Here is a 14142-nt window from a genome sequence, read left to right as displayed (position 1 = left end):
ATGAGTTGCAACAAAGTTTAAACATGGACTATTTCTAAAACAAAAAATGTACTATTCTGGTGAATGACAAAATATGGATATCCCATTTTTCAGGAGTAACTTGTGAAGCAAAAACGGAAATTAAAAGCGCTGCTTGCAGTATGTAGCTTATCCCTTATGACAATTGGCTTAACTAGTATGGCGCAAGCCGCGGATAGAGTCAGCTTTGATGGAACATTTGAACAATCTGCTTTGATTCGCGCACAAACTGAGCCAAAGACTAAAGTTTTGCTCAATGGCGAAGAAGTCAAAGTCTCTCCCAATGGTAAGTTTGTCTTTGGCTTTGAGCGTGAAGCCGATCTTGAGCAAACGTTAGAGCTCATCTACCCTGATGGTCAAAAAGCTATCAAGCACATCAAACTTCGCAAGAAAAACTACAATATTCAAAAAGTAAACGGTATTGCTAAAAGCATCATGAACCCGAACTCTGCCGCGCAAAAACGTGCCGTCAAAGATAGCCAAATGGTTCGCGCAGCAAGGGATACGTTTAGCGATCAAGAAGCCTTTGCCGGTGATTTTATCTGGCCGTTAACAGGTCGCATTTCAGGAGTTTATGGTAGCCAGCGAATTTATAATGGTGAGCCAGGCACGCCGCACTATGGCATCGATATTGCGCGCCCAACTGGAACGCCAGTGGTTGCGCCAGCAGATGGTGTGGTGACGCTTGCTGTACCAGATATGTTTTACTCAGGCGGTACTATGATTATCGATCATGGTTATGGCGTGAATTCTACTTTCTTGCATTTAAGTAAATTGAACGCGAAAGTTGGCGATAAAGTCACTCAAGGCCAAAAGGTTGCCGAAGTAGGCAGCACAGGACGCTCAACCGGTGCACACCTTGACTGGCGTATCAACTGGTATCAAATGCGCCTTGATCCAAGGTCAATTGTGCCGCCAATGAGTCAAGTGACTAAATAGTTTTATTAAGTTTTTGATTTTTATATAAGTAGCGTAGCATTTTAGGTGCTGCGCTTTTTTATACCCACAATACTTAAAAGTCATTGATATGTAAGCTTTTCTTGTATGCGTGATGTGCATCTAAAAAGTTAAAAATCTCCGCTTTAGCCCCTAGCTTTAGCCAACCAAATCAATCATTTCAGACTAAGCTCTATGTGGATAATATTCAATCACGGAGCGACTTATGAATGCACTAATCCTGATGATTATAGGCTTAGCCGCTATGTTTACCGGCTATAGATTCTATTCTTTATATATAGCTAACCATATACTGAAATTGTCAGACGACAATCCAACCCCTGCACACGTGTTGCAAGATGGTGTGGATTATGTACCAACCAATAAATTTGTCCTTTGGGGGCACCACTTTACTTCCGTTGCGGGCGCTGCGCCAATTGTCGGCCCTGCAATTGCGGTTATTTGGGGTTGGCTACCCGCATTTATTTGGGTGGTTTTAGGGACGATTTTCCTTGCTGGTGTGCATGATATGGCTGCCATTTGGGCAAGTCTGAAAAACAAAGGTCAATCCATGGGCACAGTTGCCGGTGTGGTCGTTGGCAAACGCGCAAAATCTGTCTTGATGATTGTTGTTTTTCTTGTGTTGATGATGGTTAATACTGCCTTTGGCGTTGTCATTGCTGGGCTGATGATCTCCAACCCCACTGCGGTGATCCCAGTGTGGGGCGCTTTAGTTGTGGCAGCGGTGATCGGCCAATGTATTTATCGTTATAAGATGTCATTGCTATGGGTGTCGATTATTGGCGTCTTGGCACTATATAGCTTGATTTATGTAGGCACCTTAATTCCGGTAGTGATCCCTGACGGCGCTTTCTTTGGCTTGCCAGCCAAAACCACTTGGATCTTGATTTTATATCTATACGCCTTTATTGCCTCTTTGCTACCAGTTTGGGTGTTATTACAACCGCGCGATTATATAAACGGCCTACAGCTTTTCATTGGCTTATTTATTTTGTATGGCTCTGTGATGCTGCTACAACCAAATATGGTTGCGCCTATGGTAAACAGTGACGTTCCAGCTGATACGCCTTCTTTCATTCCTTTATTATTTGTGACCATCGCTTGTGGCGCAATTTCTGGTTTCCATGGTTTGGTTGCCAGTGGCACCACCTCTAAACAAGTCGATAAAGAAACAGATACACGTTTTGTTGGTTATCTTGGCGCATTAGGTGAGGGGATGCTTGCGCTCGCAACTATCATTGCCGTTTGCTCCGGTTTTGATTCACTTGATTCTTGGCGCGCAATTTATCAAAGCTATGGGCAAGGTGGCGCGGGTGCCTTTGTGCAAGGTGGTGCGACTATCATCAACCAAGGCTTTGGGATCCCGCCGAATGTGTCACAAACTATGCTCGCTGTAATGGTCGCATTGTTTGCCGGCACAACCATGGATACAGGGGTGCGTTTATTGCGTTATATTTTCCAAGAATGGGGTGAAATGTATAGCATAGAGCCACTACGCAAAGGTGTCGTCGCCACTATTTTTGCTGTTGGCGTGTGTTTACTCCTTACCTTCGGTCAAGGCGGTGATGGCAAAGGTGGTCTGTTGATTTGGCCTTTATTTGGCACTACCAACCAATTGATGGCAGGCTTAACCTTGCTGATTATCTCAGTGATGCTGCTTAAAAAAGGTCGCAATGTGTATTTCACTTTGATCCCTATGTTATTTTTACTTTCAATGACATTTATTGCATTGCTAGTGAATATGAAAGCCTTTTATTTCAAAGGCGACTATTTCTTATTAGGGCTTGATGTTGTGATTTTAGTGGCAACCGTTCTGGTTTGTTTAGAGTGCTTTAAAGCATTGAAAGATAATTGGAACAAGCCGGCAAGTGAAAGGGATCCATCTTAGTTTAGGAGGGGAGCATGAAGATATTCAAAGCTAAATTAGACAAGTTGTCGCATAACCTTGAGCAGTTCTCGCAAGGCTTAGAAGAGTTCTATCATGCTCCTTATCGCCGAACCTTAACCCGAGCCTATCGGGATGAAGAAGATTTCTTTATGCTGCTTATTTTTGCAGAAAGCTTAGGTATGGATAATCCAGTTAGCTTTTATACCCTTGAGTTGCAACCATTTTTCCTTGAATCTTTTCATGAATGGCATTTGCGCATGGGAATGGAAAAATCTCCCATAGAGCACTTTGGTTGTTGTTAGATTTATCTAAATATTTACTTATGTTCTTGCCACATGGAAGTCGAGGTTGTCATGCTAGCATCGTTAAACACTCAAAAAATTATTTTTGTTGGCGGCAAAGGTGGGGTCGGTAAAACCACTACGGCTGCGAGTATTGCTTGTTATTTTGCCAAGCAGCAGCAAAAAGTTTTAGTGATCTCAACCGATCCTGCGCATAGTCTAGGCGATGCATTTGATACACCTTTAAGTGGTGAGATCCAAGCCTTAACCCCATATTTATCGGCGCTTGAATTTGATCTTGAAGCGATCACCCAGCGTCACTTTGAGAGCTTATCGAAAAAAATTGCCAAGTTCACCAAACCTGAAATGCGTCCAAGAATGGCGCAGCAATTAGCCTTAGCCAAATATGCCCCTGGTGGTCAAGAAGCCGCTTTGCTTGAAGCTATGTGTGATTATTTAATCAACTTTGAGTCTCTAGGTTTTGATAAGCTGATTTTTGATACTGCGCCTTCAGGCCATACATTGCGCTTGTTAAACTTACCTGAAATGATGAGCGCATGGACAGAAGGGTTAATTGCTCAGCAAAAGAAACAGCAGCAACATAAAGAGGCCGCTGAGCCATTTTGGAAACGCGCAAACAGCGCAGGTGCGCACAATCCATTTCGCGCTGCTGAGCAAGAGCCTTGGCAGCAAGCATTAAATAGCTTAGAAGCACGTAAGGCATTGTTTAAACAGGCGCGTGATAGAATCCATGACACTAATCAAACAGCTATAGTGCTGGTGATGATCCCAGAAAAACTGCCGCTGGAAGAAACTTGCCGTAATTTAGAACAATTTGAACGTATGGCTTTGGATTGCCACAGTGTCTTGATTAATCAAGTGATTGATAAGTCATTGTGTGAGAATGAATTTTGGCAGCAGCGTTATGCTCTGCAACAGGGGATTTTGGCCCAAGTGAGCGCAAAAATAAAATCCCCAACCTATCTTTGCCCTTTGCAAGCACAAAACGTAGTGGGGATTGATTTATTACAAAACTTTTTAACCAATAGTACTGGCTTAAATTAATAGCTAGTTAACCCAAAATAGGCGACATTCCAACGCTCTGGCCTTGCCAAAGAATCGTCCCAAGCAAAATCAGCACTAAGCCGCCTAAGATACGTATGCCTAAACTAATATTTGAACCTGTACTTAAGTTCAAATACTTGCGCACTATTTTACGCCCAGAAACAGTCAACAAAGCAATCATCGAAGTGCTGAGGGCGGTGCCAACGGACATCAAAAAGCAGCTTAAAACACCCAGCCAATAAATATCGAGCAAGTTCGCAAACAGCAATACCATCAGCGCCCCTGTACATGGGCGGATCCCAATACTGGCAATAATTGCTAGATAATCGGTGAACTTATGCGCCTGATTAATCTCTTGTGCATCGGCAAAATGTTTGTGCCCACAGGCGCAGGCGCCATCTTGATCAAAGCTATGTTGATGTTGCGGCGCTTTGATAAATGTAGGCGTATTTGGTTTTCTCGGAGATATATTTGCCGCGCTTAGGTTTGCCAAGCTTTGCTTTGTTTCACTGAGTTTGATCGGATTAGTATCGATTGGACTAAAGGATGTCGCAAAGGCTGGTTTGCGGCGGTTTTTTACCAGAGATTTAATACTCGCAATTAGCATCGATAGGCCGAGCAGAACCATAAGTCCATAACTGGCTTGAATAAAATGCAATGAAGCTTGGTTTACTTCTTTCATCGAGGCGCTAAATAGCCACAGCAAACTCGTCACCAAAACGCAAGCTACCACGGCTTGCATTAGCGCAGAGATCACGGTGAGCCAAAGGCTTGCTTTGACTTTGGTTGGGTGTGTTGCTAAGTAAGTGGTAACTATCACTTTACCATGCCCAGGGCCTAAAGCATGAAAAAATCCATACAAGGCACTAAAGCCAAGGAGTAGCCAAGCTGCATGGCTGTCTTCTTGTTTGGCTTGGTGCAATAGTGCGCTGAGCTGATCATTGATCTCTCTTTGCCATTGAATACTTTTTAGCATTAAACTTGGCCACAATTGCCACAACTCATGGCAGGCGAAAATAATCGCAATAAAGGCAATCAGTGTATAAAACCAAGTCTTTTTAGGTGATTGGGTCTGAGTTAAATCTATCATTTGTTACATTCAAAAGTAGCAGTTTGAGTAAAAAGTTGACCAAGTGCATTGTCTGGATCAGCGTCTGCTGGCAAGGCCATCGCATAGCTCATTTGCTCAGGGGTTGGCGTTGGCTCGATAATCGTCACTTGGCAGTTTTTCGCTAGCGCATCGCTTAGTTTAATGTCATCTTTTGACTGCCAAGACATATCAATATAATAACTTGGCTCAAAAATAAGTAATTTTAAATCAGCGCCTTGTATCGGCTGAGGCTTTTCTAAATCCAAATCAAATGAAAGCGTTAACTTGCCCTTATCTAAGGTGTAATTAGCATTATCAACTTCCAAATAACGTACAGGCTCATCGTTAGAATAAAAGTACGTAAAGTAGTGCTCAGGCAGCATATTTTGGATTGAATCATTGGCTAAGGTTTTCAAGGTTTCAGGCAGGGCTTCTTCACTTGTATCCTCACCATCTAAGGTATATGCCGAGGTCATGGCATCAAACTCCCAACGCATATGAAAGCCAGTAATCGTCGAATCATCGCCTTTTACATCGACCATGGTAGTGATCCAAGAGTGCGGGTGGGCGAAAACAGGGTGTGCAAACAGGCCAAAAAGAATCGGTGTCCAATATCTTGCAGATTTTAAAAATGCGGGTGTTCTAAATTTTGTCATCATTTTGCCTTAGGCTTGCTGAATAAATAAAAACCGATGTTATAGTATAACAAGATTTAATATCAAGCGATCTGTCGTTTCAAATGTACTAAGTAAGAGTAAATATGAGTATTCTAAATTCATGACAGATTTTATCGTCACAAACTTTTCTGCCAACCCTTTGCTGGCTCTGTTCTTATCTGGCTTTTTAAGTGCAACGCTCTTACCGGGCAGCTCCGAAGTGGCTTTGTATGCGAGTTTGCAATTAGAGCTTAGCCCAATTTGGGTGATAAGCGTGGCAACGCTCGGCAATACTCTTGGCGGATTAACCAATTACTTGATTGGAATCTACTTACCAAACAGAACCTTAAAGGAAAAAAGAGGTCATAAGCTAGAATCTTTGATTCATCAATATGGGTATCTAACATTGCTCCTAAGCTGGTTACCTGTGATTGGCGATCCCTTGTGTGTGGCAGCAGGTTGGATGCGCCTTAAGTTTTGGCCATGCGCGATTTGTATTTTGCTAGGGAAAGCTTTACGTTATGCTTTCTTAAGTTTTGTTTTTCTCTCTCTTGGGTAACTTTTAGCTTAACTTTTTCACTCAAGACTTTTCACTCAAAATAAATAAGAAGGATGGTTATGAAAAAGCTGTTGCTCAGTTCATGTTTAGTGGCGCTTATGGCCACAGGTTTACCAAGTTATGCGGCGGACGCATTGCCGCAAGGGGTGAAATTAATTGAATCTTCCGTCACCCCCAAGCAAGGTGAAGTATCTATTCCTTATAAAAAATATCAGCTTGAAAACGGATTGACCTTAATTCTTTCACCTGATAAATCAGATCCTCTTGTGCATGTGGATGTGACTTATCATGTGGGATCGGCGCGTGAGCAAATTGGCCGCTCAGGCTTTGCACACTTTTTTGAGCACATGATGTTTCAAGGCTCCGAGCATGTGGGCGATCAGCAGCACTTTAAAATCATTACCGAAGCTGGCGGCAGTTTAAACGGCAGTACTAACCGTGACCGCACCAATTATTATGAAACCGTGCCGGCAAACCAATTAGAAAAAGTTTTATGGCTTGAGTCCGATCGAATGGGCTATTTGGTCAATGCGATCTCACAGCGCAAATTTGAAATTCAGCGTGATACGGTGAAAAACGAACGCGGTCAAAATTATGATAACCGTCCCTATGGCCTCATTTATGAGCGTATAGGCGAAGCTTTATATCCGAAAAATCACCCTTATTCATGGCAAACCATTGGCTATGTGTCGGACTTAGATCGCGTGGATGTGAATGATCTCAAAGACTTCTTCCTACGTTGGTATGGCCCAAATAATGCCGTGCTCACCATAGGTGGCGATATCGATGAAATGCAAACGCTAGCATGGGTGAATAAATACTTTGGGCAGATCCCGCGTGGCCCAGAAGTCACCAATGCTGACAAAGCGCCAGTCAAACTCACTGAAGATCGCTTTATTACCCTTGAAGATCAGATTCGCCAACCAATGCTGATGATGGCCTATCCAACCCAATATCAAGGCGCCAAAGATCAAGTTGCAACCGATATGCTCGCTTCATTGCTTGGTAGCGGTAAAAACAGCGTCTTGTACCAAAAACTGGTCAAAACTGGCAAAGCGGTTGATGCTGGGGCATATCAAGATTGCGCAGAGCTTGCTTGTACCTTGTATCTCTATGCGATGACAGATTCAGGTGATACAGCTGCGCTGAAACCTATCTATCAAGAAATACAATCTGCATTAGATGAGTTCAAAAAAACCGGCGTATCCCAAAGCCAGTTGGATGAAGTCGTGGGGCGCGCGAAAGCCAATGCTGTCTATGCGCTGCAAAGTGTTTCCGGTAAGGTGACGCAACTTGCTGAAAATCAAACTTTCTATAACGATCCTGATCGCATTCAAACTGAGCTAGAGCAGCTAAAAGCAGTGACGCCAGAATCTGTGATGCAATCTTTTGATACGTATGTTGAGAAAGGGCATAAAGTTGCCTTGAGCGTGGTGCCAAAAGGGCAAACCAACTTACAAGTACAAGAGCCGAACTTCACACCACCAGCGCGTGATCTGCCAAAATATGACAAGATCACTGAAGCGGATCTTGATGTTCGTGAGCCAAAAGAGAATTTTGATCGCAATAAAATGCCTGAAGTGGCAAAAGCGGTTGAAACTAAGGTGCCAGAGATTTATCGCGCAAGCTTTGACAACGGCATGGATCTTTTAGGAACCGTCAGCACTGAAATTCCAACCGTTGATCTTGTGTTTAGCATGCCTGCGGGCGCGCGTTATGTTGAAAAAGGCAAAGAAGGTTTGGCCGATCTAACTGCAGCTTTGATGGATGAAGGCACAAAAAAACGTAGCAGTGAAGACATTCAAAAAGAGCTTGATAAGCTAGGTAGTAAAATCAACTTTGGCAGTGGTCAATACAATACCACAATGACAGTTTCAAGTTTAACCGAGAACTTGGATAAAACCCTTGAAATTGCAAAAGAAATCTTGTTTGAGCCAGCCTTTAAGCAAGAAGATTTTGACCGAATTAAAAAGCAAACCATTGAAGGGCTAGTATATGGCCACCAAACTCCAAGTTGGATGGTTAGCCAAGCGACGCGCCAAGTGATTTATAAAGGCAGCGCCTTTGAATCTGACTCAGATGGCACGCTTGAATCTGTCAAAGCCTTAACTCTTGATGATGTGAAAGCTTTCTATAAAGCCCATTATACGCCGCAAGATTCAAGCTTGATTGCAGTCGGTGATATTGAGCAAAAAGATCTCTCTGAAAAAGTGAAATTCTTAACTGATTGGCAAGGTAAAGCTGTTGAGAAGATTGCTTTAGGTGCGCCACAACCACCAGAGAAACAAAGCATTTACTTAGTTGATAAGCCTAATGCACCACAAAGTACGGTTCGTTTTGTGCGTTTAGGTTTGCCTTATGATGCAACCGGTGAAATGTACTTAGGCCAACTTGCAAACTATAATCTTGCGGGTAACTTTAACAGTCGTATTAACCAGAACTTACGTGAAGATAAAGGCTTTACCTATGGCGCAAGTGGCGGTTTTCTTGCTGGCAAAGAATTAGGGAGTGTGATCTTTGGCGCAGAAGTTCGCGCTGATTCAACCGTGCAATCAATTCAAGAGATCCAAAAAGAGTTAACCAACTATGTGAAAACAGGTGTGACGCAAGATGAAATCGATTTTATGCGCCTTGCGATTGGTCAACAAGATGCCTTGAAGTATGAAACAAATGCGGATAAAGCAAGCTTATTGCTACGTCTACATGACTATAAGCTTGCCGATAACTACATGGATGAGCGTTCACAGATTCTAAAAAGTGTTGATAAAAAGACCTTGGATGAAGTGACTCAAAAATGGTTTAATCCGTCAGACTACCAAATTATCGTTGTTGGGGATGCAAAAACGCTCAAGCCAGAACTGGAGAAATTGAATATTCCAGTGCAAATGCTTGAAGTTGTGCAATAGCACCCTTATATTGGATAATATAGAGAGATAGACCAAAAATTGGGATCTTCGGATCCCTTTTTTATTTATAATCAGAGCAACCGCAAAGTATTTGAAAGCGAAATCTTTATGCTTGTGGCTTACTCATTCGAACAACAAGTGAGCGCTATTTTGACAAAATTTTCTAAACGTCTAGGCCAAGTCAGTGAAAAATCTGAAATTTTTAAATCATTTGGTCGCGGGCTTGAGCGCGAAGCGCTGCGCTATACCCAAGATGGGCACCTCGCCTCAACGCCACATCCTAAAGGTTTAGGATCAGCGTTAACCAATCAATGGGTGACAACGGATTTCTCTGAATCTTTGCTTGAGTTTATAACACCTGTTTCAAACGATCCCAAAGTTTTGCTTGCGCAATTAAAGGATATTCATCATTTTACTTTAACTAAGATGGGTGATGAGACCTTGTGGCCTATGTCTATGCCGTGCAATGTATCGGGCGATTCTGATATTAATTTGGCTGATTATGGCAGTTCAAACTCTGGGCGCATGAAAACTCTTTATCGCCAAGGCTTGAAGCATAGATATGGCAGTTTGATGCAAATCATTTCTGGCGTGCACTTTAACTTCTCGTTTCCTGAAAGCTTTTGGGATGCACTTGAAGGGGAGCAAAACGAAACAGACAGAGCGCAAACGAAGTCTGATTATTATTTTGCGATGATCCGTAATTATTACCGTTATGGCTGGATCATTCCGTACCTATTTGGCGCATCACCTGCAATTTGTGGAGCATTTTTAAAGAATAAGCAAAGCCCGTTTGAGTTTGAAAAAATGGGCGAGACGCTTTATTTACCTTATGCAACTTCATTACGCTTGAGTGACTTAGGTTATACCAACAGCGATCAAAGCGATTTGCATATTGGCTTTAATAGTTTGCAAGAGTACTTAAAAGGACTTAAACAGGCGATCCATACGCCGTCAAAATCTTTTGCTAATATTGGTGTGAAAGTTGATGGCGAGCACCGTCAACTTAATGCGAATGTGTTGCAAATCGAAAATGAGTTGTATGCACCGATTCGTCCAAAACGCGTCGCTAAATCTGGTGAGAAGCCATCTGAAGCACTTTGCCGTGGTGGTGTTGAATATATAGAAGTGCGCTCACTGGATGTGAACCCATTTAGTGAAATCGGGATCACCGAAGAGCAAGTGCAATTCCTTGATCTCTTTATTACATGGTGCACATTAAAAGACTCACCACAGATGGATGAATCCGATGTCGCACGTTGGGGGAAAAACTGGGATAAAGTTGTGACTGAAGGTCGTAATCCAGAACTAACCCTTGATATTCATGGTGAAGGTGAGCAGCTTTTATCTGAGATCGGCACGCTTATTTTTGAGCAGCTTGAAGAAGTCGCAATTGCGATGGATAAAGAAAATAGCTCTCAAGACTATCAAACAGTTTGTTTAAAACTTAAATCTTGGGTGAAAGAGCCAAGCAAGACGATTTCCGGCCAAGTGATGGCAGAGATTGAACGTTTAGGTGGTATAGGTAAATTTGGTTCATCTTTAAGTGAGACTTATCGTAAGAACCTACTTTCTCATCAATATACTGTTTATAATCAACAAATGATGGAGAAAGAAGCTGTAGAATCGGTTGCTAAACAAGCAGAAATTGAAGCCGCTGATAAGCTAAGCTTTGATGACTTCTTAGAAGACTATTTTGCTTACTTAAACCAACAAACAGCGACGTCATCTATTTGATTTAATATGAATGTACCTTTAAATAAAATCAACAGCGGTCGAGCATGTCTGGCCGCTGTTTTGTCTTTACTACTCAGCGCTTGTGCGACGAGTCCTCCTTCTGATCAATCCAATATCTGTAATATCTTTGAAGAGCATTCAAGTTGGTATGAGGATGCCAAGGATATGAACCAAGAATTTGGCGTGCCGATTCAAATTGCGATGGCATTTATCAAGCAAGAAAGCTCGTTTATTCATGATGCTCGCCCGCCGCGAAAATATTACTTAGGCTTTATTCCAGGCCCTCGTCCATCAAGCGCCTTTGGCTACGCACAAGCACAAGATCCAGTCTGGGGTGAGTATCAAGATCAATTTGATTCTGGCGCAGATCGAGATGACTTTGGCGATGCGATTATGTTTGTCGGCTGGTATATCGATGGCTCACAGCGCCAACTTGGCATATCCAAGTGGGACACCTATCGTCAATACTTAGCTTATCATGAAGGGCGTGGCGGTTTTTCGCGTGGTTCATTTAATAGTAAACCGAGTCTTTTAAAAGTCGCTCGTAAAGTTGAAGCGACCGCAGGGGATTATGGTTGGCAACTTAAGCAATGCCAAGCGAAGCTAGATAGCAAGAAGGGCTGGTTCTTTTAAGCTAAACTAAAAAGTGATAGCAAATAGCCAAGCGTTGCGCATCAATAAAAATCAGGGCGCAAAAGTTTCCCTTAAAGCTTGGCTTTCGGCTTTAAATTCACTAATCTAAATGCACTTTAATACAGCACAAAGAGAGAACACAATGCCATTATTAGATAGCTTTACTGTTGACCACACACGCATGCAAGCACCTGCTGTACGTGTAGCCAAAACAATGCAAACCCCAAAAGGTGACACTATTACTGTATTTGATTTACGTTTTTGTGCGCCGAACAAAGATATTTTATCTGAAAAAGGCATTCACACTTTAGAGCACTTATTTGCAGGTTTCATGCGCGATCACTTAAATGGCTCTGAAGTTGAAATTATTGATATTTCACCTATGGGTTGCCGTACAGGTTTTTACATGAGCTTGATTGGCACGCCTGCAGAGAAAAAAGTGGCCGATTGCTGGATTGCTGCAATGCAAGATGTATTGAAAGTTGAAAGCCAAGAAAATATCCCAGAGCTTAATGAGTATCAGTGCGGAACTTATAGCATGCACTCACTTCAAGAAGCTCAAGCGATTGCACAAAATATCTTAGATGCTGGTGTCCAAGTCAATAAAAATGATGAGTTGGCATTGCCAGAGTCAGTTTTACAATCACTTTAAATTGTCTTTAGAATATAACTAACGTTAAAACTGCGTTCAGCTTGTGCTTGAGCGCAGTTTTTTTATATATTACATAGCAGATCACAAGCATTTGTGATTGGTGATCGAATTTTATTATAAAATTATTAATTTTAATTGAAGGTTGTTTTATTTTCATTGATATTAATAACCCCAATGAATGATTTAAATCCTATGATATAAATATAAAATTAATTATATTATGGGTAAATATCATAATTATTAAATTTGATAATCTGATATTTTAATTATACTTCATTAGTGTCTTTATTGTTAAAATGTTTCATTGGTGTGAATGAAATGATATAAATATCAGTATATTAAAGGTTATAATTCTGAATATAGAAGGTTTTTATATTCAGTAATATAACCTCTATAGGCAAAGTGATATATTTTAGCTAAGATGGTTATATTGGCAGTCTAAATCTATTTGCCAAGAGGTCTAATAATAAAAATAAATCAGGGGTTTAAATACTCCTAATTAAATTTTAATGAAAAAGCATATAAGTTAGGATTATTAAGATGAATAAAAAACTGATCGCACTAGCCGTATCGGGCATTATTAGTGCAGGGACAGCAAGCGCAGCTGATATCTTTAAGTCGGATGATACAAGTCTTTCAATGGGTGGTCGTGCTGAAGCTCGTATGTCTATCCAAGATAGAGATAATTATGATGATGTATCTCGCGTACGTTTAAATTTTCTTGGTAAAACTCAAATTGACGACAATCTGTATGGTGTTGGCTTTTATGAAGGTGAATTTAAAGGTAATGACCGTGGTGCACCGACAGATGCCGACTCAGATGACTTAACCAACCGTTACCTCTATGCTGGTATTGGCGGCAACTTTGGTGAAATCACTTATGGTAAAAACGACGGCGCGCTAGGCGTACTAACTGATTTTACCGATATCATGGCATACCATGGGAACAGTGCAGCATATAAATTAAACGTAGCTGACCGTGCTTCAAATATGTTGACCTATTCGGGTAGTTTTGCAGATTTTGATCTTAAAGCATCTTATCGCTTTGAAGATAGTGATAACAACCGTGATGGTTTCTCTTTATCTGGTATCTGGAATGTCTATGACACCGGCCTGCGTATTGGTCTTGGCTATGCGCAACAAGATGTTAATGCTTGTTCACAATCAGAAGAACGCCCAATATTTGATATTAATGATGCTGGTGAAATCGTTGCAAATGGTTCTGAAACTGTATGTACAGCAACAAAAGATGATGACCAAAATGAATTTATGGCAACAGCATCTTGGGAATACAACAACTTCTATACTGCATTTAACTATGTTACAGGCGAGGCGGCTGAATATAATGCTCTAATGTCTGAAACTGATGATTCAGATGTTGTATTTGATGAAGTACATGACATTGATGGTTATGAGTGGGCGGGTGCTTATACTTGGGGGAAAACAGTATTTACCACTACTTGGAACTACCAAGAAGTTGATGATGAAGCTTTCGTAAATAATTTAGCGTTTGATGCAACTTATTATTTCAAGCCTAATTTCCGAGTGTATGCTTCTTATAACTACAATGTTCTAGACAAAGGCGATGCTAGAAAGATGCGTGATCACACTGATGGTAAAGTCACTATCTCTGATACGAGTGATGATGCTGCTGTTGGTATCCGTTACGACTTCTAGCTATATTGAGTATTAGCTCATAG

At 41.5% G+C, this 14142-nt stretch carries 12 protein-coding genes; 10 read left to right on the top strand and 2 right to left on the bottom strand.

Going from position 1 to position 14142, the window contains the following annotated elements; translation table 11 throughout:
* The first annotated feature begins 102 nt into the window (after window positions 1-102).
* The 4 genes from AC2VOY_RS04305 (at window position 103) to AC2VOY_RS04290 (ending at window position 4209) form a co-directional block, all read left to right on the top strand.
* Window positions 103-957 (top strand): M23 family metallopeptidase, encoded by an 855-nt coding sequence (locus AC2VOY_RS04305; protein WP_491832490.1) that lies wholly within the window; start codon window positions 103-105, stop codon window positions 955-957.
* Between the two features lie 223 nt (window positions 958-1180).
* Window positions 1181-2863 (top strand): carbon starvation CstA family protein, encoded by a 1683-nt coding sequence (locus tag AC2VOY_RS04300; RefSeq protein WP_491832488.1) that lies wholly within the window; start codon window positions 1181-1183, stop codon window positions 2861-2863.
* A 14-nt stretch (window positions 2864-2877) separates the two neighbouring features.
* Window positions 2878-3165: a cory-CC-star protein gene (locus AC2VOY_RS04295; protein ID WP_491832486.1), complete on the top strand. Its 288-nt coding sequence runs from the start codon at window positions 2878-2880 to the stop codon at window positions 3163-3165.
* A 51-nt stretch (window positions 3166-3216) separates the two neighbouring features.
* Complete coding sequence (locus tag AC2VOY_RS04290; RefSeq protein WP_491832484.1) at window positions 3217-4209, top strand: ArsA family ATPase; 993 nt, start codon at window positions 3217-3219, stop codon at window positions 4207-4209.
* A 7-nt stretch (window positions 4210-4216) separates the two neighbouring features.
* Here AC2VOY_RS04290 and AC2VOY_RS04285 read toward each other — a convergent pair whose 3' ends face one another.
* Both AC2VOY_RS04285 and AC2VOY_RS04280 read right to left on the bottom strand, forming a co-directional pair.
* Window positions 4217-5299 carry a nickel/cobalt transporter gene (locus AC2VOY_RS04285; protein ID WP_491832482.1) on the bottom strand — a complete coding sequence of 361 codons (1083 nt, stop codon included), beginning with the start codon at window positions 5297-5299 and terminating at the stop codon, window positions 4217-4219.
* A complete protein-coding gene (locus AC2VOY_RS04280) occupies window positions 5296-5955 on the bottom strand; it encodes a DUF1007 family protein (RefSeq protein ID WP_491832480.1) in 660 nt (219 codons plus the stop codon). The genes AC2VOY_RS04285 and AC2VOY_RS04280 overlap by 4 nt, the downstream gene beginning before the upstream one ends.
* 121 nt (window positions 5956-6076) lie before the next feature.
* Here AC2VOY_RS04280 and AC2VOY_RS04275 point away from each other — a divergent pair, with 121 nt between their 5' ends.
* The 6 genes from AC2VOY_RS04275 to AC2VOY_RS04250 all read left to right on the top strand — a co-directional run bounded on the left by AC2VOY_RS04275 (window position 6077) and on the right by AC2VOY_RS04250 (window position 14119).
* Window positions 6077-6514, top strand: coding sequence for a YqaA family protein (locus tag AC2VOY_RS04275; RefSeq protein ID WP_491832478.1), 438 nt, complete (start codon window positions 6077-6079; stop codon window positions 6512-6514).
* A 59-nt stretch (window positions 6515-6573) separates the two neighbouring features.
* Window positions 6574-9420, top strand: a complete 2847-nt coding sequence (locus AC2VOY_RS04270; protein ID WP_491832476.1) for a M16 family metallopeptidase — start codon at window positions 6574-6576, stop codon at window positions 9418-9420.
* 150 nt (window positions 9421-9570) lie between these two features.
* On the top strand, window positions 9571-11157 hold the full coding sequence (gene gshA, locus AC2VOY_RS04265; protein WP_491832474.1) for a glutamate--cysteine ligase: 1587 nt from the start codon (window positions 9571-9573) through the stop codon (window positions 11155-11157).
* A gap of 6 nt (window positions 11158-11163) precedes the next feature.
* Window positions 11164-11790, top strand: a complete 627-nt coding sequence (locus tag AC2VOY_RS04260) for a transglycosylase SLT domain-containing protein (protein ID WP_491832472.1) — start codon at window positions 11164-11166, stop codon at window positions 11788-11790.
* 142 nt (window positions 11791-11932) lie between these two features.
* On the top strand, window positions 11933-12442 hold the full coding sequence (gene luxS, locus AC2VOY_RS04255; protein WP_491832470.1) for an S-ribosylhomocysteine lyase: 510 nt from the start codon (window positions 11933-11935) through the stop codon (window positions 12440-12442).
* Between the two features lie 540 nt (window positions 12443-12982).
* Window positions 12983-14119, top strand: a complete 1137-nt coding sequence (locus AC2VOY_RS04250; RefSeq protein ID WP_491832468.1) for a porin — start codon at window positions 12983-12985, stop codon at window positions 14117-14119.
* Window positions 14120-14142 lie beyond the last annotated feature (23 nt).

Source organism: Vibrio sp. KMM 9700 (genome assembly GCF_058545285.1).
The sequence above is the reverse complement of the archived record's forward strand: the minus strand, read 5'-3'. Positions and strand labels throughout refer to the sequence as shown.

Coding starts and splice junctions, on each gene's coding strand:
- AC2VOY_RS04275 (WP_491832478.1), top strand. CDS start 6,077: ATGACAGATTTTATCGTCACAAACTTTTCTGCCAACCCTTTGCTGGCT.
- AC2VOY_RS04280 (WP_491832480.1), bottom strand. CDS start 5,955: ATGACAAAATTTAGAACACCCGCATTTTTAAAATCTGCAAGATATTGG.
- AC2VOY_RS04260 (WP_491832472.1), top strand. CDS start 11,164: ATGAATGTACCTTTAAATAAAATCAACAGCGGTCGAGCATGTCTGGCC.
- AC2VOY_RS04295 (WP_491832486.1), top strand. CDS start 2,878: ATGAAGATATTCAAAGCTAAATTAGACAAGTTGTCGCATAACCTTGAG.
- AC2VOY_RS04285 (WP_491832482.1), bottom strand. CDS start 5,299: ATGATAGATTTAACTCAGACCCAATCACCTAAAAAGACTTGGTTTTAT.
- AC2VOY_RS04290 (WP_491832484.1), top strand. CDS start 3,217: ATGCTAGCATCGTTAAACACTCAAAAAATTATTTTTGTTGGCGGCAAA.
- AC2VOY_RS04250 (WP_491832468.1), top strand. CDS start 12,983: ATGAATAAAAAACTGATCGCACTAGCCGTATCGGGCATTATTAGTGCA.
- AC2VOY_RS04270 (WP_491832476.1), top strand. CDS start 6,574: ATGAAAAAGCTGTTGCTCAGTTCATGTTTAGTGGCGCTTATGGCCACA.
- luxS (WP_491832470.1), top strand. CDS start 11,933: ATGCCATTATTAGATAGCTTTACTGTTGACCACACACGCATGCAAGCA.
- AC2VOY_RS04300 (WP_491832488.1), top strand. CDS start 1,181: ATGAATGCACTAATCCTGATGATTATAGGCTTAGCCGCTATGTTTACC.